This is a genomic window from Streptomyces sp. HUAS MG56, assembly GCF_058673395.1.
The window spans coordinates 464,967-486,781 of the sequence record NZ_CM178722.1; the positions used below are offsets into that span (position 1 = coordinate 464,967).

Consider the following 21,815-nt stretch of genomic DNA (forward strand, 5'->3'; position numbering starts at 1 on the left):
CGTTGTCGCTTCGTGACCGTGGTCGGCTTTCATGGTCGGTGCTCTCGTCGGGACCGGCTGCTGCAGTGACCGGGCGGGGTCGGGCAGGACGGCGCCGCACCGGACGGGAAGCGAGCAGATCCGTGATGATCGGCGGGGACGTGGGCAGCGCGGACCGGATGGCGCTGGGCGTGCTGACACAGTGCCGGATGGCCACCACCGAGCAGATGCACCGGGTGATCGCCCTCTCGGTGCGTATCGGGCAGGCCCGGCGCAAGTTGGCCAGGCTGCATGCCGAGGGGCTGGTCGACCGCATCATCCTGCCGCGGGCCGGTCAGACCCGGGTGTGGTTCCCCACCCGAACAGCCTGCAACTCGCCTGTAAGCGGCTGGAGATGCGCGGGCACCGGCCCTCCAGGACCGTGTCCGACCCGACCGCCGTGCTGCTGAAGGCCGGGCCACACGCTGACCGTGGCCGAGACCGCAGCCGCCTTCCTCAAAAACGCCCGCTGCCATGGCGATCTGTGACGGCCGCTGGACTGGATCCCCACCCGGACAGCACCGGACCCGCCGGTGCCGAGGACCGTGGTGTCAGGGCTGGTCGATCTGCGCGGCGGCCTCCTCCAGGTCGGCGACGGTCCCCGACATGATCGTCCGTACATGCCTGGTGATGTGCTGCACGGGCCAGTCCCACCACGCCACGGCGAGGAGCCGGGCGATGTCCGCGGCGTCGTAGCGGGTGCGGATGAGCCGGGCGGGGTTGCCGCCGACGATGCCGTAGTCGGGGACGTCGCCGGTGACCACGGCGCCGGCGGCGATGATCGCGCCGTGACCGATGCGTACACCGGGCATGACCGTGGCGCCGTGGCCGAACCACACGTCGTTGCCGACGACCGTGTCGCCCCGGCAGGGCAGGTCGGTGATCAGGTCGAAGTGCTCCGCCCAGGAGCCCCCCATGGTGGGGAACGGGAAGGTGGAAGGTCCGTCCATGCGGTGGTTGGCGCCGTTCATGATGAACCGGGTGCCCGTCCCCAGTGCGCAGTACTTGCCGATGACGAGCCGCTCGGGACCGTAGTGGTACAGGACGTTGCGCGTCTCGAACGCGGTCGGGTCGTCCGGATCGTCGTGGTAGGAGAAGTCACCGACCTCGATCAGCGGCGACTTCACCTGCTGGTCACCGGGCTTCTCCCCTTCCCGTTCGGGCTGATGACCGTGCTCCCGCGCATGCTCGACACGCAGGGACGGGCTGCGGATCACCGTCAACTGCTTCGGGCCGAGGACCACTTCATCCTGCCGTCCGAACTGGACGCCGATACTGCAGAGCTGCCGGCCGCGCCCAGAAAGCCGCCGACACCGTCCTGGGGCACCGCCGTACACGAGAAGGACCTGATCGACCGCCAGCAGAACGACCTGGCCCTCCCCTCGCCGCTAGTCTGAGCGATCGCCCGCAAGCTCACCGAGAAAACCGCCCCACCGGCGAACTCCCCCAGCAGGCCGACACTCCCCCGTTCCACAAGCCCCCCGGCACACGCCGAGCCCACCTCGACACGATCAGGCAGGGAATCGACCGCCGGGTCGCCGTACCGGAGGAGTACGCGGACAAAGGGGCCGAGGCGGACAAGTGCTGTACAGAGTGGGCGCAAGCCCGACAGCTGGCGGCGGGCGACGATCACGTGCTCGCACTGCTCGCCGCCACCGCAACGGGCCACCTCGCCGCGGCCGAGGTACAGGGAATGACCACACAGGCACGCGCCATCGCCGAAGCCCTGCACAACGCGGTCGACACAGCGGGGCGAACGCCGCCGCGGGTTCTGGGAACCCACAGGCGCGCGTCAGTTCGTTTCGAGGCAGTCGGCGAAGGCCGCGACCAGGGACGGGTCGTTGAAGGCGGTGATCCGGGCGATGTGGTCGGCGCGCAGGGTCAGGACCTGGATGCCGTAGGGCTCATACCGCCCGCCGCCCGCGTGTGTGTGGACGACGAGGGCCGGCTGACCATTGGCGCGGGTGGGGGTCATCCGCCACCGGCCCGGGCGCAGGACGCGGGCGGACAGGAAGCCGATGACGGCCTGGCGGCCGGTGAACCAGGTCGGGGTCGGGGGCATCTCCAGCTCGACGTCGACGCGCAGCAGATGCACCAGCGCGTCGGGGTCGGCGCGGGTGAAGGCGTCGACATAGTCGTCGAGGAGGACGCGCTGGGTCTCCTCGTCCGGCTCGGCCAGGTCGTCGGCGACCGGTCCGGCATCGGCCAGGCGGGCCCGGGCGCGGCGGAGCGCGCTGTCCACGGCAGCAGTCGTCGTGCCCAGCATCTCGGCCACCTCGGCCGTCCGGAACCCGAGCACGTCACGCAACGTCAGCACGGCGCGCTGGCGGGCGGACAGGAGCTGGAGTGCGGCGATGAATGCGAGGCGTACTCCCGTCCGCGTGGCCACGATCGCCGCGGGGTCACCGGCGCCGAACCGTGTGTCCGGCGCCGGCTGGAGCCAGGGCACTGTGGGCTCGCGAGGAGCCACCGCCACACGGTGATCGTCCGACGGCGCGCCCAGTCCCGATGGCAGAGGCCGCCGGGACCGCGTTTCCAAGGCCGTCAGGCAGGCCATGGTGGCGATCTTGTACAGCCACCGCCGCACCGAGGAACGGCCTTCGAAGCCGTTGAACGCGCGCCACGCCCGCAAATAGGTCTCCTGGACCAGGTCTTCGGCGTCGTGGACCGAGCCGAGCAGCCGGTAGCAGTGCGCGAGCAGTTCCGGCCGGAACTGCTCGGCCAGAGCGGTGAACTCGGGGTTCGACGGCATCGTGGGTTCTCCTCGCAGTAGCGGCGGGGGCCACCGTAAGCGGTGGATCAGTCGATCGGATTCAGCCCGGCGCCGCGGACCCGGTACTCCGGGCCGCTGTCCGGGGCCCCGGCGAGCTCCACCACGGCCGTGCCGATCTGTTCCAGGGTGAGGATTGGCTGCCGCCCTTCGATGAAGGTCTCCCGGTCGACGCCTGTACGCGCGGCGTAGCCCGTGACCCCGGCATCGCCCACCCCGCCGACCGGAGTCATGTCCGGCAGGAGCGTGATGAACCGGATGCCCAGCCCGGCCCGCTGCGACTCCTCGGCGCCGTACTGGCGCAGGTACCGGATGGCGGCCTTGGCGCTGGCGTATCCGCCGCTGAGCGGGGAGCCGCCCAGCGCGGCTCCGCTGGACATCGAGATCACGACGCTGCCCGGAGCCAGCGGCGCTCGCAGGGCAGCCCCCGTCCAGGTGAAGACGTGCCGCGTGTCGACCTCCCAATTGCGGCTGAAGGTCTCCCAGCTCTGCTCATGCACGGGCGCCATGTGGGGCGTTGCCCCGGCGTTGAGTACGAGCAGACCGGGCCGGTGGGTACGGATCACCTCCTCGGCGAGGGCTTCGGCGGTGGCATCGGCTACGAGGGGCGTGAACGCCGAACCGAGCTCGTCGCGTACGGCGCCCAGCTCCTGTTCGTTGCGGGCGATACCCATGACACGGGTGCCACGGGCCACGAGCGCAGCGGCGATCGCGCGCCCGAAGCCGCGGCTCGCACCGGTGACGACGGCGGTCTGGAGGTGATCTGACATCGGAGGCTCCACATGCTGGTCGGGTTCGGTCGCCAATAAAGACCAGCGGGAGGACAGAAAACCGTCGCCCCAGCGGGGGAATCTTGAGACGACCCGTACGGCACACTTCCCGCACCGCCCTCGAACCGGATACCCCGAACGGCCCGGACGCCGGTGACATGGCTGCGGGCCTGGAGGGTGGCACGCAGGTGAAGGCGTCCCTGAGGCTCGCAACGTGCTGCGGGATGCGGGTTCATCGAGGTTGCCCATGTGCAGGGCGCCGACGTCCCTGCTGTGCGGGACGACGGGTGGTGCTGCGTCTGCGTGTCCGGTGGTTCAGGTGCGAGGAAGTCTCCTGCGGGCAGCGGACGTTCGTCGAGCAGGTCGCGGGCCTGACCCGCCGGTACAGCCGGCGGACCGAACGACTGCGGTCGACGCCGGCCGAGGTCGGCCTCGCGTTGGCTGGTCGCGCCGGCACCCGGCTTGCCGACATATTCGGGGTGCGGGTCAGCCGGAACACGGTCCCGCGGCTGGTCGACGCTGTCCCAGAACTCCAGTCGCGGATCCCGCGAGTGGTCGGCGTCGATGAGTATGCGATGGGCAAAGGACGTGTCTACAAAACCGTGCTGGTCGACATCGAGACCCGCAGACCGGTGGACCTACTCCGGATCGCGAGGCGAGCACTCTCGCGGCCTGGCTGGCCGAACACCCGGGGATCGAGGTCGTCTGCCGCGACCGGGCCCCGTTCTTCGCTGAGGGCGCCAGCATCGGGGCGCCCACCGCCGGCCAGGTCGCGGACCGGTTCCATCTGTGGCGCAACCTCGGCGAAGCAGGCGAGGGATGCGTCTCCCGCCACCGCCCGTGTCTGCGCGCGACCTTCGCCGATCCGGCTCCTCGGGCTGAGACTCCTGCACCGCCCGCCAGCAGGTCGCCATGGCCCACCGGGCACCGGTTCGCCGACCGCACGCGCGTGAAGCGCGCCACTGTCCGCGCGCTGCCGGCCGCCGGACACAGCCGACGCGCGATCCAACGTCAACTCGGAATGACCTACCGCACCGTCCAACGGCTGGCGGACGCCGCGGCCCCGGAAGACCTGTTCCATGGGCAGTGGCGGGGCCGCAGGACCAAGCTCGACGACTTCAAGCCGTACTTGCGCGAGCGGTGGGCTGAGAGCTGCACGAACGCCTGGACTCTCTGGGCGAGGAGACCAAGACGCATGGCTACCGCGGCGGCTACGGAGCCGTGTGCGCCTACCTCCGTCCGTTCCGCACAATCCCGAACGCACCGGCGGCCCGCCCGCCCTCGCCCCGGACCGTCGCCGGGTGGATCCTGACCCACCCCGGCACCCTGCCGGAGAGCGAGCGACTCAAGATGAAATACGTCCTCGCGCACTGCCCTGAACTGGCAGCCCTCACCGCCCACGTCCGCGCATTCGGGAGGATGCTCACCCACCTCGAAGGCGACCGGCTTCCGCAGTGGATCAAAGCGGTCCGCGCCGACGACCTGCCCAGCCTCCACGCCTTCGCCAACAGCCTCGAACGAGACCTCGCCGCCGTCACCGCTGGCCTGCCCCTGCCCCGGAGCTCCGGCGTCGTCGAAGGCCACGTCGACCGCATCATTCTGTGGAACCAGCCATGTCAAGCCGTGTGCTTGTGCATCACGTCGAGGTAGTGCCGATCGCGGTGCCGAACATGGTGGTCCCGGCCGGGCAGGCTGAAGACAGCGCAGACCTCGGCGGGCCGGGTGAGGATGCTCGACTGCTCGCCGAAGGTGAGGACGGGGTTGACCTCGTTGTGGCAGCCTGCGGTGTCGAGGGCCGTGATCAGTTCCTCGCAGAGCACAGTGGCCTCGAACGACTCGGAATCAGGCAGGACGAGCGGCGGGAGACTCGCCGTTGATCCGGGCCAGAGGTTGATCCAGATGCCGCTGACGGCCCTCTGGGTGACGAGCAGTCGAAGGCCTCCCCACGCATAGGGATAGCCGTCGATGTCGGGGCCCTTCATGAGGATGGCGGGGTGGGGGCGCCCGTGACCGAGGAGATCCTCGGCCTCGGTCAGGGGCATTCCGCAGTGAAGCGGCCCGATCCGGCCGATTCGGGCGAAGTCGACGAGCACGTTCATCAAGGTCACGGCAGTGACTGTGACACTCTCCCCCGCCCGTGCGCACTCCGATATCAGCGCGATGCGCAACCCATCCCGCCCTGTCGGACGTCGCCGGGCGGCAGAAGGCGGGCCGTCTCCGGCACGTCCAGTTCGCGTGGTGTCGGGCCGGCCGGAGTGGGTGTGTCGGCGAGGCGGTCGAGTAGCCGGTCCAGGGCTGCCTGGCCGTCCTCGATGGCTGCCTGTTCGTCGTCGGTCAGCGGGATGGACACGGCCACTTTCTGCAAGTTGCCTTTGCCAGGGCTCACCGCCCGCGGCGGCGGAGGCGACCGTGTCCCGGTCGACCAGGACCTCGATCGTGCGGACGTTCCGCTCGAAGTAGCCCGCCTCGGAGTATGCCTTGGACAGGGTGGTCGGGTCGGGACCGGTGCTGCCGCCCGGGGTGATCCTGTTGCGGGTGGAGGGCTCGCCCTCAGACGTCCGCCGGCTGCATCCGGCCCGGCTGCCGGGGCGGCCGACGGCGGCGATGGCGGCCGTCGTCCGTGCGGTGCGGGATCAGTTCGCCTCCCCGCCCGCGGTGCGGTAGCCCGTGCGGTAGGCGGACTCCTGAGGTCGCGTACTTCACGGCGACTTCACTGCTGGCGATGGTCGGGCTGGGCGTCGCCGAGTCCATGGGCCTACTCCGAGGGACGCCTCAGTATCATGTTGATACTAGTTTTGGATCCATACCAGGAGGAGTCCCTGTGGCGGAGAAAGCACGGCCGGTCGTCTTCCAGCATGGGCAAGCGTTCCTGGCGGCGGTCTCGGAACGCTGGAACTACCAGATCCTGCGTGAGGTCTTCTTCGGCATCCACCGGTTCGGCGAACTCAAGCGCGGGCTGGGCATCTCGGCGACGATGCTCACGGCGCGGCTGAACCACCTCACCGAGTTGGGCCTGCTGGAGAAGCACGCGTATCGGGAGGACAAGCCCTGGTACGAGTACCGGCTGACCGAGGGTGCGCGGGAGTTGGTGGTGCCTGCCATCGTGGCGGTCACCCGCTGGGCGGAGAGCCATGCCGACGGCGAGGCGTTGCCGGCACGGCCCCTGCTGCACACCTCCTGCGGATACGAGACTGAGCCCTATCTCGCCTGTAGTCATTGTCACCAGCCCATCGAAGCGGCCGATTTGCATCCGCTCCCGGCGAAGGCGGGAGTGAGCGCAGAGGAGGTGGCAGGGGAAACCGGTCTCAAGTAGTCATCATTTACTACTACTTGCAGTACGCTACCAGTACCGGCTCTACTCGAACCTCGGGTGAGGAGTGACCATGTCACGGACGGACTGGCTCAACGACGTCACCGAGAAGCTGATACCGACATCCCTCGGCTTGATGAACGTGCGGGTGGGCGGTCGGACGGACGGCCCGGCCATGGTCTTCTGGCCGAGCCTGATGATGGACGGCACCATGTGGCGCTTCCAGTACGAGCACTTCGCCCCCACGCACCGCGTGGTGCTCGTCGACAGCCCCGGACACGGCAGGTCCGACGCGCTACGGCGGATCATCGACCTCAAGGAATGCGCCGACGCGCTGGTCGAGGTCCTGGACGCGCTCGGCATCGACAGGTGTGTGCTGGTGGGCAACAGCTGGGGCGGCATGCTGGCCGGGGTGTTCCCCGCGTACCACCCGGAGCGCACCGCCGCCGCCGTCGGCATCAACTGCACGGCCTCGCTGCCCACGACGTTCGAGAGCGTGTGGGCGACCGGACTGGCCGCCTGTCTCGCGGTGCACGCGCGAATGCCGCGACTGGCCGCCAGGGCCGCGCGCTCGGCGTTCGCCGGACCGACCGCAGAGGCCGAGAACCCCGATTTCCTGGAGTACATCGACGTCGTGCTGGACAACGACCCCAAGTCTGTGGCCTGGGCGCTTCGCAGCATCCTCATCGGGCGCAGGGACGAGCACCGGCTGCTGGCGACCATTCCCGTCGGCATCCCTGTCCTGGTCATCGCCGGTGAGGAGGACAGCCAGTTCCCCGTGCACGCCGTCCGGAGAATGGCCGACGTCATCAAGGGCAGCACCTTCCGCGTCCTGCTGCGCACCGGCCACCTGGCCGCGCGGGAGAACCCGGACGAGGTCAACGCGGCGATCGACGCCTTCCTCGCAGCCAGTCCCATCGCCTGACCTGACGGCGACGCCGGAGGATCAGAGGAAGGAGAAGGACGATGACGCACCGTGCCACTCCCGTTCCTGTGCCGAGTTGGGTCGGACAGCTCATGCGCGAGATCGACACCCTCGATTTCGGCGAGGGTTTTGCCCGGACGACCGACGACACCGAGATGTTCTTCGGCACCGCCCACGTGGTAGGTGCCGAGGCCATCAAAGCGTTCTTCGTCAAGATCGATGAGCCGCTGCACATCGCTCACACCGTCCTGGAGTGCTGGGACACTCCCGACGGGGTCCTGTTCCTGCGCGGGGAGGCCACCATGGCGAAGAAGACCGACCCGGACACCACCGTACGGGCTCCGTTCATGCACCTGTACCGCCTTGACGACAGCGGAAGGATCCGCACCATCCACATCACCGCCGGCCCGCTCCACACCGATGCCGTCATGTGAGACGCGCGGAGGATCGAGCCGGCGGCCCTCGCGGGGCCGGCCCCGCAGTTGACGCACCGTCCTGACGATCGGGTAGGAGTCTTCCAGCTCTACGACGGCTCACGGGTCGAGTACCAACTCACCGCTCTGGGCCGGACCTTGCTGGCGCTCGTCGACACCGTCGGCGCATGGGGGGGATCTCCCAGCGGCTCCGCAGGCAGCGGAACCAGTGCCGGTGGGCGAACGCCCGCTCCACGACCCAGCGTTGGGTGCCCAGACCCGGAGCCGTACTGGGTGCCCCGCGGGGGATCAGCGGCTTCACGCCGAGATCCCAGACCATGTGGCGGCATCTGAGCTGGGTGACATCGCTGTGGTTGCCGCCGGTCAGCGTGGCGGCGGGCGGGATGCCGGTGGCGTCGGTGATCAGGACTTCGTATCCCGTCCTCCATTCGGCCGGGCGGCGCCAGCAGGTCATGCCCGAGCCGAAGCCGAGTTCCTGCGGCAGATGCTCCCTGGGGATCCCGGCGTGCAGGACGAACAGGCTGCCTTGGAACACCAGCCGGTCCGGATGCCGCTTGCGTCCCGGGTGCCTGGTCCGACGCTCGGCCTTGGGCAGCAGCGGCGAAGTCCTCCTCCGGCGTCGACCTGACGAAGCAACAGGGCGGCGACACCGGCTACGTCGAGTGCCCCAGCCACCAGTACTGAACCATGTGCTCCTCCGCCCGGGAGCTCCGCAAGCGCGGCTTGCGGGGACAGCACGAGTCCGGTGAGTCGGTACAAGACCCGTGGCGGGTCAGGCTTCGCAGGGTCACGGACAGCATCTTCGGCGAGACGCACCGGGCATCCGGCGTCTCAGCTCCGCGAAGCGCACCTCGTCCGGTGCGGCATGGGCGAGCGTCCTGACGGCCATGGACGTCCACTTCGTACCGATGCGGTCCAGCAACTGCCGCGTCGGGCAATGGGGATCGAACAGATCGCCCGGGACGGACCTGCGGATCTCCTGCTGAACGGCTTCCCGCACACCTGGCAACTCTGGAGCGGCATCATGGGCCGATCGGCCGAGCGGTACCGAATCATCGCCCCGGACCTTGCATCATTCCGGGCGGAACTCATCAATTCCCCTGGATGCAATGTGTTCGTATGGCGACTATCGGTGTCAGGTGTCGTCCCAGATTGACCGATCTGACTCACATGGCCCCGAGGAAGCGGGCACCGCGGAGCTGCCCGCGTGAGCCCTCGGACAGCTGCACGCCCGGGATCGGAAGGCCGACCCCGGGCGTGGGTCATCCGCAGCAAGTGAGCGTCTGCAACCAGAAGCGGCGTTCGGTCCGGCTGCTGCGGTGACGCCGCGGTTCGGCCTCGGGCAGGTCGGTGTGCACGTGCCTCCGTCTCCTCGGCGTCAGCGGCGCTCGACGGTGATGACGGGGTGCAGGCGGCGGGTGTGGTCGACCTCGCGGACCGGGCCGGTCAGGCGCAGCGGGACCGTGATGCGGTGGTCGGTGCTGCTGGCGGAGATCCGCAGCTCCAGCTCGCCGGGTTCGACGATGCGCCGGCCGTCGCGCCCGGTGAAGGAGGCCAGATCCGCCGGCAGTTCCACCAGGACCCGGAATCTTTCCCCGGCGTCGAGCGGGAGGCGCCGGTAGCCGACGAGGCGCTGCACCGGCTGGACGACGGAGGCCACCGGGTCGTGCAGGTAGAACTGCACCACCTCGCAGCCGGGGCGCTCGCCGGTGTTGCGGACCTCGAAGGCGAACCGGAAACTGCCGTCGGTGCCGGTCTCCGCGACGGTGACATCGAGCGCGGACCACTCGAAGTCGGTGTAGCCGAGCCCGTGTCCGAACCCGTAGGCCGGGCTGGTGCTGGTGCTGGACACGTCGCTGTCCTGAGCCAGCCGGGCGGCCAGGTAGGTGGAAGGCTGGACACCCTTGTGGCGCGGCACGCTCACGGGCAGCCGTCCGGAGGGATTCACCCGGCCGCTGAGCACACCGGCGATGGCCTCGGTACCGGCCTCCCCGGGGAAGAAGGACTGCACGATCGCCGCCGCCTCGCCCTGGGCGCGCCCCAGCGCGTACGGGCGGCCCGCCAGCATGACCAGCACCACCGGTGTGCCCGCGTCCAGCAGTGCGTCGAGCAACTCCTGCTGTACGCCAGGCAGTTGCAGTGACTCGGTGTCGCAGCCCTCACCACTGGTCCCGCGGCCGAACAGGCCCGCCCGGTCGCCCAGGGCCAGCACCACGACATCGGCCATGCGCGCCGCGGCGATCGCCTCGGCGAAGCCCTCCGTGCTGTCACCGTCGACCGTCGCCCCGAGAGCGGACACGATCGCGGCGTCGGGGAACTCTGCCGCCAACGTCTCCCGAAGCGTGGGCAGTTCGATGCCGACCGGGACCTCGGGGTGCTGCGAGCCGACGTGGACGGGGAAGGAGTAGCAGCCCAGCACTGCCGTCGGGGTGTCTGCGTTGGGGCCGATCAGCGCGATCCGGCGGGGGCGGCCGAGCGGCAGCGTGCCGTCGTTGCGCAGCAGCACGACGGCCTGTTCCGCCAGTTCCCGGGCGAGGCGCCGGTTCTCGGGGCGGTCCAGGTCCACGCTGCCGCGCAGCGCCTCCGGCGCGTCGAGGTCCGCGTCGGCGAGCGCCTGCGGGACCGGGCTCCAGTCGGGGTCGAGCAGGCCGAGTTGTGCCTTCTGAACGAGGATCCGGCGCAGTGCACGGTCGATCAGCTCCTCGGGAACGGACCCGGCCTCGATCGCGTCGAGCAGCGGCCGGCCGAAGGTCTTGACGGTCGGCAGCTCGACGTCGACGCCGCCGGCGAGGGCCAGACCCGCGGCCTCGGCCCAGCTCCCCGCGACGCCGTGCAGGAGCTTGAGGAAGGCGATGCCGAAGTAGTCCGCGACGACGGTGCCGTCGAAGCCCCAGGTGTCCCGGAGCAGACCGGTGAGCAGTTCCGGGTCGGCGGCGGAGGGGATGCCGTCGGTGTCGGTGTAGGCGTGCATGACCGAGCGGGGCCGGCCCTCGCGGACCGCCATCTCGAACGGCGGCAGGATGACGTCGGCGCGCTCCCGCGGGCCCATGGCGACGGGGGCGAGGTTGCGTCCGGCCCGCGAGGCGGAGTAGCCGGCGAAGTGCTTGAGGGTGGCGACGATCCCGGCGGATTCCAGGCCCTGCACGTAGGCGGTGGCGAGGGTGCCGACCAGGTAGGGGTCCTCGCCGATGGTCTCCTCGACGCGTCCCCAGCGGGCGTCGCGCACCACGTCGAGCACGGGGGCGAGGCCCTGGTGGACGCCGACGGAGCGCATGTCGGCGCCGATGGCGGCGGCCATGGCACGCACGAGCTCGGGGTTGAAGGCCGCCCCCCAGGACAGCGGGACGGGATAGGCGGTCGCGCCCCAGGCGGCGAAGCCGGCCAGGCACTCCTCGTGGGCGATCGCGGGTATGCCGAACCGGTTGGCGGCGGTGATCCGCTGCTGGGTGCGGGCGAGTGAGAGCGCTCCGACGGCGGCGTCGACGGGCAGGGTGCCGAAGGGCCGGGTGAGCTGGCCCAGGCCGTGTGGCAGCAGCTCGTCGAGGTCGGGCGGTTCTTCCATCTCGTGCTGGTGCGGGGCGACTTCGTCGCCCTCGTCGGAGGCGCCCACCCAGACGCCGACGAGCTGGGCTGTCTTCTCCCGCAGGGTCATCGCCGCGATGAGGGCGTCGGCCCTGGTCTCGGGATCGAGGGAGGCGTCCTGCCAGACGGCGTTGTCGAGCTCGGTGGTGAGGGCGGGGTTCATGTTGCCGGTCACTTTCCTCCGACCCCCATGAGGCCCTGGACCAGGGCGCGGCGGGCGAACAGGTAGACGACGAAGATGGGGAGCATGGACAGGACCACGGCGGCGAGCAGCCCGGGGACGTCGACGCCGTGTTCGGTCTGGAAGTTGTACAGACCGAGGGTGATCACCTTGGTCGAGTCCGACTGGGTGAGGATGAGCGGGAAGAGGAAGCCGTTCCAGGCCTGGAGGGCCGAGAAGACGACGATGGAGGAGAGCCCGCCCTTCGACAGCGGCAGCACCAGCTGCAGGAAGACCCGCCATGGGGCGGCCCCGTCCATCGCCATCGCCTCGTACAGCTCGGGGCTGATGTCGCGCATCGCCCCGGTCAGCACCAGGGTGCACACGGGCATCGAGAACGCGGCGGTCGGCAGGATGACGCCGATCAGGTGGTCGTAGAGCCCGGCCTGGTTGATCACGTAGAACATCGGCACGATCACCGCCTGCGCAGGGATCGCGAGTCCCAGCAGGAACACCCGGAACACGACGCCGATGGTCCGGCCCCTGGCCCGCACGATGGCGTAGGCGAGCGGGGGGACCACCAGCAACACGATGCCGACGACGCTGACGGTGGCGATCAGCGTGTTGAGGAAGTCCTGGCCGAAGCCGTTGGAGAAGGCGTTCCGGTAGTTGCTGAACGTCAGATGCGACGGCCAGGTCAGTGGGCCCTGGGTGGAGTAGTCGGAGGTGGTGCGCAGGGTCGCGGTCAGCAGCAGGTAGAGCGGCAGGCCGATCAGGAAGAGCCAGATCAGGGAGCCGAACCCGGCCAGGTAGTTGGGCCGCTGCCTCATGAGATCCCCTCCGCCGTGCCGCGCATCTTGTCGTAGCCGGAGAGCCGTACCACGGCCAGGGAGATGAGGGTGGCGACGACGACCAGGACCAGCGCGATGGCCGAGCCGGCGCCGAAGTCGAAGTTCTTGAAGCTCTGCTCGTACATGTAGTAGGCGCTGACCGTGGTGTCCGTGCCGGGTCCGCCCTGGGTGAGGATCAGCACCGTGTCGAAGGTGGTCAGGCCGCCGACGACCATGAGGATCATCGAGGTGATCATGGTGTTGCGCAGCTGCGGCAGGGTGATGTGGAAGAACTGCCGCACCGTGCCGGCGCCGTCGATCGACGCGGCCTGGTAGAGCACCTGGGGGATGGCGCGGGCGCCGCCCTGGTAGAGCAGCGCGTGCAGGGGCGTGAACTGCCACATCCCCACGAAGGTCAGCACTGCGATCGAGCCTGCTTGGCTGCCGAGCAGGTTGCCGTTGCCGAACAGCCAGGGCAGCTGTCCCGGGAGGCCGAAGTTGGGGTCGAGCAGGGCGCGCCACAGCACCGAGACCGCGGTCGCGGAGAGCAGCAGGGGGACGAAGAAGATCGCCGACAGCACGGCCCGGTTGCGCTGGGGTCCGGCCGCCCAGACGCCCAGCAGGATGCTGATGGGCGTCTGGGTGACGACTCCGAGCACGGTGAGCACGAGGGTGAGCCAGATGCTCTGGGTCATCACCGGGTCATGGATCAGCTTGGTCCAGTTCGCCGTCCCGTTGAAGTGCGGTGAGGTGATGCCGTCCCAGCTGGTGAAGGACAGCACCGCGACCAGCACCAGCGGGAGGATGGCGAACAGCAGGAAGAAGACGGTCGCGGGTACCGCCCAGACGAAGCCCGGGCGGGTCACCCCGACGCCGGCCCGGCGCGCCTTGAAGCGACGGCGGCCGAGCACTGCAGTGAAGGAGAGGGCGCTCATGATGTCCCTACTCAGGAGGTGGACAGCGACTGCATCTGCTGGATGAAGCCGTTGGCGTCGGTCTTGCCGTCGAAGAACTCCTGGACGGCCGTGTGGATGGTCGTGGTCGCCGCCGGCGGGTAGGCCTGGTCCCAGGACAGCTGGAACGAGGGCGCCTGCTTGACCAGGTTGAACTGGAACTGCGAGTAGTCCGGGCTGGCCGAGGTGGACAGGAAGTTGGCGGTGTTGGTGGTGGTCGGCAGGTTGCCGATGCCGAGTTGAGCCTTCACGAACTCGTCGGAGTACATGAGCTTGAGGAACGCCGCCACGGCGTCGGGGTGCTTGGTCTTCTTCAGCACGGAGTAGAAGTTGTTCGTGTTGCCGACGACGTCCTTCGGGTCGCCCTTGCCGCCCTGGACGGACGGGAAGGCGCTGTAGCCGAGGTCGTTCTTGGCGAAGTCGGGGTTGCCGGACTGCTGGGTGGAGTACTCCCACGAGCCCATCAGCTCGAAGGCAGCCTTGCCCTTGGCCAGCAGCGCCGGGGAACCGCCGTCGGTGAACTTCACCGAATCGAAGTTGCTGCCGAAGGCACCGGCATCGGTCAGCTGCTTCAGCATGCCCAGGGCCCTCTGGCTGTCCGGACTGGCCCACGCGGTCTTGTCACCGGCGAGCGCCTTCCGGAACAGGTCCGGCCCGGCGAGCCTGTCGAAAACGTACTCGAACCACATGAGGGTGGGCCACTGGTCGCCGCCGCCGAGCGCGATCGGCGTGATCCCCTTGCCCTTGAGCACCTTGACGTCGTTGATCAGGTCGTCCCAGGCCTTCGGGACGCTCAGGCCGGCGCTCGCCAGGACCTTCTTGTTGTTGAAGAGCAGCACCGGCTGCGTGCCGCGCATCGGGACACCGTAGGACTTGCCGTCGATCACCGCGGTGTTGAACACCGAGGGAAGGAAGTTGGACTTGAGCCCCGGGTCCTTGGCGATCATGTCGTCCAGGGGGAGCAGGAGGTTCTTCTTGACGAACGGCGCGATGCTGCCGCCGCCCCAGTTGAAGAAGACGTCCGGGGCCTGCGGGGTGTTGATGATCGTGTTGAGCTTCGACTGGTAGTCGGCGCCGGGGATGGTGTCCAGCACCGCCTTGACCTTCGAGGTCTTGTTGAACGTATCGACGATCTGCTTCTCGACCTTGTTCGCGGCGTCCCCGTATACGAGGACGTGGATCGTCCCGGAGTTGGGACCGCCACTGGACCCGCACGCGGCGGTCAGACCGAGCACCAGCCCGGTCGTTGCCGCGACCGCGGCGAATCTGTTGCGGGACGCACCGCTGCGAAGTCTCGCAGAGAAGTAATTCATGGCTTGACGACTCCGTCGATAGTTTCGAAGAGATTGTCGAACGATGCGGGAAACCTAGGCGTAACCTCGGACACCGTCAAGGGCCTGGAAGATCTCGATTCGGATGTACCGGCCGAGCCCTGACCAGCTAGCATCCGTGCAGTACGGACGCAGCGACGGCAGACCAGCGCATCAGGGCAGCACAGGAGGAGCTCGTGACCAGAGTGGCGACACTCGCCGAAATCGCACGTGAGGCGGGGGTGTCCACACCGACTGTTTCGAAGGTCCTCAACGGTCGTGCGGACGTCGCACCGTCCACCCGGGAGCGGGTAGAAGAGCTGCTGCACGAGCACGGATACCAGCGGCGACGTAGCAGCAGCCCGAGCCCGCTGCTGGAACTGGTCTTCCACGAGCTGGAGAGCGCGTGGGCGATGGAGGTCATCCGCGGCGTCGAGAACGTCGTCCGCGAGGAGGGGCTCAGCGTCGTCCTGTCCGAGTCCTCCGGGCGGCTCAGCCCCGGACAGTCGTGGATGGACGGCGTTCTCGCCCGTCGGCCCACCGGCGTGGTCCTGGTGCTGTCCGGGCTCGACAAGGCCCAACAGGCCCAACTGACCAGCCGGGACATCCCGTTCGTCGTCATGGACCCGGCCGGCGACCCCGGTCAGGAGGTGCCGGCGGTGGGGACGACCAACTGGAACGGCGGCCTCGCCGCCACCCGCCACCTCCTCGACCTCGGCCACCGGCGGATCGCCGTCATTGCCGGACCGCTCCGGATGATGTGCAGCCGCGCCCGCGTCGACGGCTACCGGGCGGCCCTGGACGCGGCCGGCGTCGCCGTCGACCCGGCCCTGATCCGCGAGGGCGACTTCCACCATGAGGCCGGGTACCGGGAGGGCCTCGCACTGCTGCGTCTCCCGGACCCGCCCACCGCGATCTACACCGGCAACGACCTTCAGGCGCTCGGACTCTACAAGGCCGCAGGGGAGTTGGGCCTGCGCATCCCTGACGACCTGAGCGTCGTCGGCTTCGACGACCTGCCCGTCGCCCTGTGGGCCTGCCCGCCGCTGACCACCGTGCGCCAGCCGCTCACCGAGATGGCCGAGGTCGCCACGCGCATGGTGATAGACATCGCCCGCGGCAACCAGCCCTCCGCGCTGCGCGTGGACCTGGCCACCACGCTGGTCGAGCGCAGCAGCACGGCCCCGCCACCGTCCACCGTCCATCCCTGAGCCCTCCCTTCTCGGCTGGGCCGTGTCGTCGTCAGGCCCGCGCGTCAGCCCACACGTAGACTCCGCGGCGGCGCGAGGAGCGAGGGCCGCAGACCGCCGGTGTCCACCACCAACTCCTGCAGCACGACGGTCGGGTCCACCATCCAGAACTTCAGGGTGTGCACCCCGGGCCGGGTGATGGTGTGGGTCGTGGACGTGCGGTTGACGTTGTCGGAGGTGTTGCGCTGCCACTGCATGTTCATCACGCCGTCGTCCGTCCCCGTGGCGGCGATGATGTCCACCACCTGCGGCTGCTCGTCGTCGAAGGAGACGGCGTAGTGGAGCCCAGCGCGCGCCAACGCCGGGTTACGCGGCGACAGATGCGCCCAGACCACGACCGGTCCGGTGGTGAACAGGGTCGTGGTGTACTCAAGGCGCGGGCTCGCACCGCCCGGGACCTGCCGGTCCGCGGTGACCGGGAAGGGCTCCATCCCGTCGCCCGTCCGCCCGATGCGCGGGACGCGCTGCCACTGGACCGCGCCAGCGCCGACAGCCCGGTCGAACTGCTCCGCGCCGATGGACAGGTGTCCGCCCGCTTCGACGAAGCCCGCCACCTGGGAGCGGGACAGGCCCGGATTCTCCACCACGGCGGTGAAGGTGGCCTCGGTCCCCTCGGACCCCGTCACGGTGACCGGCACCCGGCACGTGCCCTGTGGCGCCCGGGACCAGTCCGCGACCAGGCCGAGTCGCACCTGGTCGGTCACCAGGCCGCGCGGCCGCGAGGCCGACAGCCACGGCGCACCGGTGGTGACCCGGTAGGTGAAGGGCCGTCCGCCACGGTTGAAGATCTCGAAGAACGGGGCCGCCTCAGCGGTCTGATACGGGCTGATCGAGGGCAGGACGGCGGCCTCCCCGGAGCCTGGCCACGATGCGGCGGACCCCTCCAGGGCCAGACCCAGTGCCGGCCGGTCGGCGGCGGTCAGGCGCCGGACCGGCGGGAAGATCACGTCGGGTATGGCCCAGTTGTTCAGCTCGGGCTCCTGCCAGGGCGCGTTCGGGCCGTAGCGGGCGACGTCCCCGTAGTCGATGTGCGGCTGGGTCTGGAAGCCCTTCCACTTGCCGCCGGCCACCTTGCTGTTGAAGCGGTCGGCCAGGGCGAAGTCGGTGGCCAGGCAGTGCTCCGCCTGCTCGGCCAGACGGTTTGTGTCCGCGCGGCCCTGGCCCGCGTGGAGGATGTTGGCGAACTCGGCCTGCCGCAGGGCGTAGACGTTGGCGGTCGCCAGCACCTCGTACCCCACGAGCTCGAAGTAGCCGTCCTGAGCCGCCGGCGGCAGCGCGTCCGCGACCGTCTGGGCGCTGTTCGCCAGATCGCGCCACTCGGCCGTCACGCGTTCCAGCTCGCGGTGGTTGATCACGCTGAAGGCGCTTGCCTGGTCGTCGTACACGACCGCGGACGGGTCCGTGGCCAGGTCCTTGCCGGGGTCCAGGGTGATGCTGCGGTTCAGCAGCTCCGGCTTGCGCCGGGACTGCAACTGCCCGTACCGGGCAAGGATGTCGGCGACGGCGGCAGCCTGGGCCGCACCGAAGTTCTGCCGGGAGTAGACGAACAGCCACTCGTCGAGCCGGTCCGGTCCCCAGCGGTCGGGGTTCCAGGCGTAGTCCAGGAAGAACTGCGTCGGCAGCTCGTTGCCCTTGAGGTCACCGACGTTGGCGACCCACACACCATGGTTGCCGTAGGTGTGACTCTGGTTCAGCTGGTCCCACACGTTCGGCAGGGAGGCGGTGTCCACCCATTTGTAGTCGCGGCCCGAGCCCACGTAGTCGAAGTGGTAGTACAGGCCGTAGTTGCCGCTGCGGACCGGCTCTGCGGGGTCCGGCAGCATGCGGGTGTTGGCCCAGTTGTCGTCCGTGAAGACGACGGTGACGTCGTCGGGGACGCGCAGGCCGCGCTTCCAGTAGCGCTCGACCTCCTTGTAGAGCGTCCACACCTGCGGAATCGTGGTCACGTCGCGGCCCGTGACGTCGGCCAGGATCTGGCGCTGGGTGGCGATGATCTGCTGCATCAGGTCGATGCCGTCGCCGTCGGCCAGGCCGGTGTCGCCGTTCCCACGCATGCCGAGGGTGACGACCCCCTCGAAGTCCTCGTCGACCATTCGCTGGATACCGGCGGTCCAGTACTTCTTCAGGGCGTCGGCGTTGTGGCGGAAGCTCCACTCACCGGTGCCGCCGTACGGGTCGCTGCCGGGAACCGTGACGGTGCCGTTCGCGTCGCGCTGCGCCGGGACGGCGAACCTGTTCCACTCCTCGATGCCGCGCATCATCGGCGCCTCGTGGGAGGTGCCCATCACGATGCCGTAGGCCTTGGCGGTGGCGTGGTTCGCCGGATCGTCCAGGGCGAAGGCACGCCCCCAGACGGCCGGCCAGAGGTAGTTGGCCTTGAGCCGCAGCATCAGCTCGAAGACCTTGGCGTAGAACGCGGCGTTGAATCCCCCCGGGTAGCCGGGCGCCTTGCCCGGACCGAAGTAGGCGGGCGCCCAGCCGCCGAGGGCGGGGTTCTCGTCGTTGATGAAGAAGCCGCGGTACTTCACCGCCGGAGTGCCCTGGGTGTGCCGTCCGGGAAGGACATGGAGCCCGGTCCGACGCTGCGGCACGATGTCGTCCCACCAGGACCAGGGTGACACCCCGATCCCCCTGGAGACGTCGTAGACGCCGTAGATGGTGCCGCGCTGATCGCTCCCCGCGATGACGAAGGCACGGTCCACGCCGGGGAAGGGAGCCTCCACGATCGTCTCGACCGTGGTCTCCCACGCGCCCCGGACACCGGTGACGTCGAGCTTCCCCACGCCGACGAGCCGGTCGACCAGAGGACTGCGGCCGATGGTTCCGATCACCACGCATTCCCGGGCGCGCGGCAGCGCCGCGCCCGGAGCGAGGACGGTCAGCGCGGGCCGGACACCGGTCACGCTCTCCAGGTCGGACCTCAGGTCGTCGACCGCGCGGAGGACACCTGGGTGGTCGGCGGCGCACACCACGATGGGCAGGGCGTGTCCGCCGGCGACGAGGGCGAGACTTCCGCGGCGCGGGACGGCGGAGATGTAGGCGCCGGGGTCCGTTGCCTCCGGGCCGCCGACATCGGCGGCGTGGACAGGACCCGTGGGGGTCGCGGCCCACGCGGTCGCGGAGAGGCCGAGGGGGGAACCGAGCGGTGTGGTGGCCAGGGCCGAGGCAGCGGCGACGCCGATGCCGAGGACGCTCCTGCGGGATGGGCGCCGGGCGGAAGGGCGGTCCATGCCTCATGTGCTCCTTCGGAGTAGGTGCCTCTGGGAGTTTGGTTTTCGGCTTGACGAATGTGGACCATGATCCCGGCCATCGCAATAGGTCGGACGCGATATCGAAATATTCCCTGCCCGCCCAATCATGAGTAGCTCCTCGAAGCCTCCGAGGCCCGACGAATCACATGGCCCCACGCATCGTTGACACAGCTGTACATGCACGTTTAGCGTCTCCGGGTCCTCGTCGGACGTCATCGAAACTTTCGCCAAATCTGCGCGCCGACGGGAGTGGAAATGAGAGAGGCGCACACATGCACAACTGGGCAGGCAACATCGACTTCAGACCGGCGCGAGTCCAGCGGCCCACTACCGTGGACGAGGCCCGCCGGATCATCGCCGGCGCCGGCCAGGTCAAAGTGCTGGGCAGCGGCCACTCCTTCAACCGCATCGCAGACACCCCGGGTGAGCTGCTCATGCTCGACGGCCTGCCGCGCGGGCTGGACGTTTCCGCCGACCGGCGCACCGTCACCGTCACCGGCTCGATGCGCTACGCCCAACTCGCCCGGGAATTGCAGCCTCACGGCCTGGCGCTGGCCAACCTGGCGTCACTGCCGCACATCTCCGTCGCCGGATCCTGCGCCACCGGAACGCACGGTTCGGGGGACGGCCAGCCGGGTCTCGCCTCGGCCGTGACGGCGCTGCGGCTCATCACCTCGGACGGGGAGCTGCTCGACCTCAGCCGGGCCGAGGACCCCGACCGCTTCGCCGGATCAGTCGTGGGCCTGGGCGCGCTCGGCGCGGTCGTCGGCCTCACGCTCGCGGTCGAGCCCGCCTTCGAGGTGGCCCAGTGGGTCTACGACGACGTGCCGCTGGACCGGATCGCCGACCGGTTCGACGAGGTGTTCGGCGCCGCCTACAGCGTCAGCGCGTTCACGGACTGGGGAGGGGACACCGCGAACGTGTGGGTCAAGCGCCGGACGGATCGCGAGGGCGGGGCGCACCCGGGGAAGCGGTGGCTGAACGGACGCCTCGCCGACGGTCCCCGGCACCCGGTTCCGGGCCTGTCCCCGGCGCACTGCACCGAGCAGCTCGGCCTCCCCGGCCCCTGGCACGAGCGGCTGCCGCACTTCCGGCCCGACTTCACCCCGAGCGCCGGCGACGAGCTCCAGTCGGAACTCCTGCTGCCCCGCGAGGCGGCACCGGCGGCCGTCGCGGCCCTGCGCGCGCTCGGTCCGCGCATCGCACCGCTGCTGCTGACCTCCGAGATCCGCACCGTGGCGGCCGACGACCTGTGGCTCAGCCCTTGTTACGGCCGTGACTCCGTCGCCGTCCACTGCACCTGGCACCCGGTAGAGGAGCCCGTGCGGCAGGCGATCACCCTGATCGAGGCAGAGCTGCTGCCGCTGGGCGCCCGTCCGCACTGGGGCAAGCTGTTCGCGCTCCGCGCCGAGGCCGTGGGCGCGCTGTACGAGCGGGCTGACGACTTCCGCCGGCTGATGACCGCCCTGGACCCGCGCGCCGCGTTCCGCAACGACTTCATCGCGGCGGCGCTCGCGACCCAGTGAGGAAGTCGCGCGTGCCGTTCGAATCATCCCGGCGTCACGGGCCCTGGCACGCACTCCCCCAGTGGGAGCACCCCCAGCGGCGTTGTCGTCACCCGCCGACTCCCCCACGCCCGACCTCGCTCACGCGGGACCGCTATGACCCCGCTCGGGCCGGCCGACCCGCACCGTTCGTCCCGGCCAGCCTGATCCGAACGACACCCCCTGGTGCGGTACGGGGCTCCGACCCGCGACGGCGGCCGGTGAAGTGGCCTACGCGGGGCGAGACTTCGCTCAGTCGGCCGCGCCGGAGTCGAACAAGCACCCCGTCTCCCAGTACCTGCCCGCCAGCCGCCTCGTCTGCCACCGCCACCACACCTGGAAACCCCGCCGCCACACCTTTGTCAGCACCCAACTGCCCCCGCCGGGTATTCCGACTTGGGCAACACCCCCGGAGATCCTCACCGCCCACCACAGCCACATCTGCTTCCGCCGTCGCTGGGGCTTCACGGCCGACCACGCCCTCGCGCAGGCCATCTCCCTGCCTGAGACCCGGCGACGCACGGCACCGGCACAAGAGCGCATCTGGCCCGCACGCGCCCGCCGCGACTGACCCGGGTACACGACCGGCATTCAGGGGCAGTTGTCAGGGGCCGCCTCATCCGGAAGGACAGCCGGCGCCTGCGTGATGAGGATCTTTGAGAAGGGGCACCGCTCGCAGTTTGCGTTGAAGCCGGGTAGACAGATCAC

20 protein-coding genes and 4 pseudogenes are annotated in these 21,815 nt (G+C 69.6%); 12 read left to right on the top strand and 12 right to left on the bottom strand.

The genetic code is table 11. The annotated features are described in order from the left end of the window. The first annotated feature begins 158 nt into the window (after nt 1-158). Entirely contained in the window at nt 159-428 is a 270-nt protein-coding gene (locus tag AC4OXY_RS02325) for a replication-relaxation family protein (RefSeq protein ID WP_491994768.1), read from the top strand. Nucleotides 429-569: 141 nt separating this feature from the next. Here AC4OXY_RS02325 and AC4OXY_RS02330 read toward each other — a convergent pair. Further along, a pseudogene (locus tag AC4OXY_RS02330) lies at nt 570-1,145 on the bottom strand (CatB-related O-acetyltransferase); the annotation flags it as partial. A gap of 39 nt (nt 1,146-1,184) precedes the next feature. Here AC4OXY_RS02330 and AC4OXY_RS02335 point away from each other — a divergent pair. Continuing rightward, the gene (locus AC4OXY_RS02335; protein WP_491993006.1) at nt 1,185-1,415 is read left to right on the top strand and encodes a hypothetical protein; all 231 of its coding nucleotides are present in this window, start codon (nt 1,185-1,187) and stop codon (nt 1,413-1,415) included. A 395-nt stretch (nt 1,416-1,810) separates the two neighbouring features. Here AC4OXY_RS02335 and AC4OXY_RS02340 read toward each other — a convergent pair whose 3' ends face one another. Together AC4OXY_RS02340 and AC4OXY_RS02345 are read right to left on the bottom strand one after the other, a co-directional pair. After that, nucleotides 1,811-2,770 (bottom strand): RNA polymerase subunit sigma-70, encoded by a 960-nt coding sequence (locus AC4OXY_RS02340; RefSeq protein ID WP_356025006.1) that lies wholly within the window; start codon nt 2,768-2,770, stop codon nt 1,811-1,813. 47 nt (nt 2,771-2,817) lie between these two features. Next, nucleotides 2,818-3,558 (bottom strand): SDR family oxidoreductase, encoded by a 741-nt coding sequence (locus AC4OXY_RS02345; RefSeq protein ID WP_491993007.1) that lies wholly within the window; start codon nt 3,556-3,558, stop codon nt 2,818-2,820. Nucleotides 3,559-4,252: 694 nt separating this feature from the next. On the opposite strand from AC4OXY_RS02345, the gene AC4OXY_RS02350 reads away from it, so the two are divergent. After that, nucleotides 4,253-4,870 carry a transposase gene (locus tag AC4OXY_RS02350; protein ID WP_491994769.1) on the top strand — a complete coding sequence of 206 codons (618 nt, stop codon included), beginning with the start codon at nt 4,253-4,255 and terminating at the stop codon, nt 4,868-4,870. Then, on the top strand, nt 4,780-5,208 hold the full coding sequence (locus AC4OXY_RS02355) for a hypothetical protein (RefSeq protein WP_491993008.1): 429 nt from the start codon (nt 4,780-4,782) through the stop codon (nt 5,206-5,208). The genes AC4OXY_RS02350 and AC4OXY_RS02355 overlap by 91 nt, the downstream gene beginning before the upstream one ends. On the opposite strand, the gene AC4OXY_RS02360 is transcribed toward AC4OXY_RS02355, so the two are convergent. Further along, nucleotides 5,175-5,666 (bottom strand): hypothetical protein, encoded by a 492-nt coding sequence (locus AC4OXY_RS02360; RefSeq protein ID WP_491993009.1) that lies wholly within the window; start codon nt 5,664-5,666, stop codon nt 5,175-5,177. The two genes, AC4OXY_RS02355 and AC4OXY_RS02360, sit on opposite strands and share 34 nt — an antisense overlap. Nucleotides 5,667-5,710: 44 nt before the next feature. Beyond that, complete coding sequence (locus AC4OXY_RS02365) at nt 5,711-5,908, bottom strand: hypothetical protein (protein WP_362823295.1); 198 nt, start codon at nt 5,906-5,908, stop codon at nt 5,711-5,713. Nucleotides 5,909-6,036: 128 nt separating this feature from the next. On the opposite strand from AC4OXY_RS02365, the gene AC4OXY_RS02370 reads away from it, so the two are divergent. The 4 genes from AC4OXY_RS02370 to AC4OXY_RS02385 all read left to right on the top strand — a co-directional run bounded on the left by AC4OXY_RS02370 (nt 6,037) and on the right by AC4OXY_RS02385 (nt 8,227). Beyond that, nucleotides 6,037-6,222 (top strand): hypothetical protein, encoded by a 186-nt coding sequence (locus AC4OXY_RS02370; RefSeq protein WP_362823296.1) that lies wholly within the window; start codon nt 6,037-6,039, stop codon nt 6,220-6,222. A 157-nt stretch (nt 6,223-6,379) separates the two neighbouring features. Then, nucleotides 6,380-6,871: a winged helix-turn-helix transcriptional regulator gene (locus AC4OXY_RS02375; RefSeq protein WP_402066374.1), complete on the top strand. Its 492-nt coding sequence runs from the start codon at nt 6,380-6,382 to the stop codon at nt 6,869-6,871. 70 nt (nt 6,872-6,941) lie between these two features. Then, on the top strand, nt 6,942-7,793 hold the full coding sequence (locus AC4OXY_RS02380) for an alpha/beta fold hydrolase (protein ID WP_356025019.1): 852 nt from the start codon (nt 6,942-6,944) through the stop codon (nt 7,791-7,793). Nucleotides 7,794-7,834: 41 nt separating this feature from the next. Further along, the gene (locus tag AC4OXY_RS02385; RefSeq protein WP_402066372.1) at nt 7,835-8,227 is read left to right on the top strand and encodes a nuclear transport factor 2 family protein; all 393 of its coding nucleotides are present in this window, start codon (nt 7,835-7,837) and stop codon (nt 8,225-8,227) included. Nucleotides 8,228-8,651: 424 nt separating this feature from the next. On the opposite strand, the pseudogene AC4OXY_RS02390 reads toward AC4OXY_RS02385, so the two are convergent. Further along, a pseudogene (locus AC4OXY_RS02390) lies at nt 8,652-8,825 on the bottom strand (transposase); the annotation flags it as partial. Nucleotides 8,826-8,988: 163 nt separating this feature from the next. Continuing rightward, a pseudogene (locus AC4OXY_RS02395) lies at nt 8,989-9,203 on the bottom strand (winged helix-turn-helix transcriptional regulator); the annotation flags it as partial. Between AC4OXY_RS02395 and AC4OXY_RS02400 the strand changes: the two are divergent. Then, nucleotides 9,165-9,311 (top strand): annotated as a pseudogene (locus AC4OXY_RS02400) (alpha/beta fold hydrolase); the annotation flags it as partial. The pseudogenes AC4OXY_RS02395 and AC4OXY_RS02400 overlap by 39 nt on opposite strands. A gap of 294 nt (nt 9,312-9,605) precedes the next feature. Here AC4OXY_RS02400 and AC4OXY_RS02405 read toward each other — a convergent pair. From AC4OXY_RS02405 to AC4OXY_RS02420, 4 genes are read right to left on the bottom strand one after another with little or no spacing between them, the layout of a single operon-like run. Further along, complete coding sequence (locus AC4OXY_RS02405) at nt 9,606-11,972, bottom strand: beta-xylosidase/alpha-l-arabinosidase (RefSeq protein WP_491994770.1); 2,367 nt, start codon at nt 11,970-11,972, stop codon at nt 9,606-9,608. 8 nt (nt 11,973-11,980) lie between these two features. Beyond that, nucleotides 11,981-12,799 carry a carbohydrate ABC transporter permease gene (locus tag AC4OXY_RS02410; RefSeq protein WP_356025026.1) on the bottom strand — a complete coding sequence of 273 codons (819 nt, stop codon included), beginning with the start codon at nt 12,797-12,799 and terminating at the stop codon, nt 11,981-11,983. After that, nucleotides 12,796-13,734: a carbohydrate ABC transporter permease gene (locus tag AC4OXY_RS02415; RefSeq protein WP_491993010.1), complete on the bottom strand. Its 939-nt coding sequence runs from the start codon at nt 13,732-13,734 to the stop codon at nt 12,796-12,798. The genes AC4OXY_RS02410 and AC4OXY_RS02415 overlap by 4 nt, the downstream gene beginning before the upstream one ends. An 11-nt stretch (nt 13,735-13,745) precedes the next feature. Further along, the gene (locus tag AC4OXY_RS02420) at nt 13,746-15,065 is read right to left on the bottom strand and encodes an ABC transporter substrate-binding protein (RefSeq protein ID WP_491993011.1); all 1,320 of its coding nucleotides are present in this window, start codon (nt 15,063-15,065) and stop codon (nt 13,746-13,748) included. Nucleotides 15,066-15,259: 194 nt separating this feature from the next. On the opposite strand from AC4OXY_RS02420, the gene AC4OXY_RS02425 reads away from it, so the two are divergent. Next, nucleotides 15,260-16,273 carry a LacI family DNA-binding transcriptional regulator gene (locus tag AC4OXY_RS02425; RefSeq protein WP_356025032.1) on the top strand — a complete coding sequence of 338 codons (1,014 nt, stop codon included), beginning with the start codon at nt 15,260-15,262 and terminating at the stop codon, nt 16,271-16,273. 44 nt (nt 16,274-16,317) lie between these two features. Here the strand turns inward: AC4OXY_RS02425 and AC4OXY_RS02430 are convergent, their stop codons facing one another. After that, the gene (locus tag AC4OXY_RS02430) at nt 16,318-19,542 is read right to left on the bottom strand and encodes a glycosyl hydrolase 115 family protein (protein ID WP_491993012.1); all 3,225 of its coding nucleotides are present in this window, start codon (nt 19,540-19,542) and stop codon (nt 16,318-16,320) included. Between the two features lie 293 nt (nt 19,543-19,835). On the opposite strand from AC4OXY_RS02430, the gene AC4OXY_RS02435 reads away from it, so the two are divergent. Continuing rightward, the gene (locus AC4OXY_RS02435; protein WP_376289722.1) at nt 19,836-21,089 is read left to right on the top strand and encodes an FAD-binding protein; all 1,254 of its coding nucleotides are present in this window, start codon (nt 19,836-19,838) and stop codon (nt 21,087-21,089) included. Between the two features lie 244 nt (nt 21,090-21,333). Continuing rightward, complete coding sequence (locus tag AC4OXY_RS02440; protein WP_491993013.1) at nt 21,334-21,678, top strand: hypothetical protein; 345 nt, start codon at nt 21,334-21,336, stop codon at nt 21,676-21,678. Nucleotides 21,679-21,815 lie beyond the last annotated feature (137 nt).

Coding starts and splice junctions, on each gene's coding strand:
- AC4OXY_RS02325 (WP_491994768.1), top strand. CDS start 159: ATGGCGCTGGGCGTGCTGACACAGTGCCGGATGGCCACCACCGAGCAG.
- AC4OXY_RS02335 (WP_491993006.1), top strand. CDS start 1,185: ATGACCGTGCTCCCGCGCATGCTCGACACGCAGGGACGGGCTGCGGAT.
- AC4OXY_RS02340 (WP_356025006.1), bottom strand. CDS start 2,770: ATGCCGTCGAACCCCGAGTTCACCGCTCTGGCCGAGCAGTTCCGGCCG.
- AC4OXY_RS02345 (WP_491993007.1), bottom strand. CDS start 3,558: ATGTCAGATCACCTCCAGACCGCCGTCGTCACCGGTGCGAGCCGCGGC.
- AC4OXY_RS02380 (WP_356025019.1), top strand. CDS start 6,942: ATGTCACGGACGGACTGGCTCAACGACGTCACCGAGAAGCTGATACCG.
- AC4OXY_RS02385 (WP_402066372.1), top strand. CDS start 7,835: ATGACGCACCGTGCCACTCCCGTTCCTGTGCCGAGTTGGGTCGGACAG.
- AC4OXY_RS02405 (WP_491994770.1), bottom strand. CDS start 11,972: ATGAACCCCGCCCTCACCACCGAGCTCGACAACGCCGTCTGGCAGGAC.
- AC4OXY_RS02410 (WP_356025026.1), bottom strand. CDS start 12,799: ATGAGGCAGCGGCCCAACTACCTGGCCGGGTTCGGCTCCCTGATCTGG.
- AC4OXY_RS02415 (WP_491993010.1), bottom strand. CDS start 13,734: ATGAGCGCCCTCTCCTTCACTGCAGTGCTCGGCCGCCGTCGCTTCAAG.
- AC4OXY_RS02420 (WP_491993011.1), bottom strand. CDS start 15,065: ATGAATTACTTCTCTGCGAGACTTCGCAGCGGTGCGTCCCGCAACAGA.
- AC4OXY_RS02430 (WP_491993012.1), bottom strand. CDS start 19,542: ATGGACCGCCCTTCCGCCCGGCGCCCATCCCGCAGGAGCGTCCTCGGC.
- AC4OXY_RS02435 (WP_376289722.1), top strand. CDS start 19,836: ATGCACAACTGGGCAGGCAACATCGACTTCAGACCGGCGCGAGTCCAG.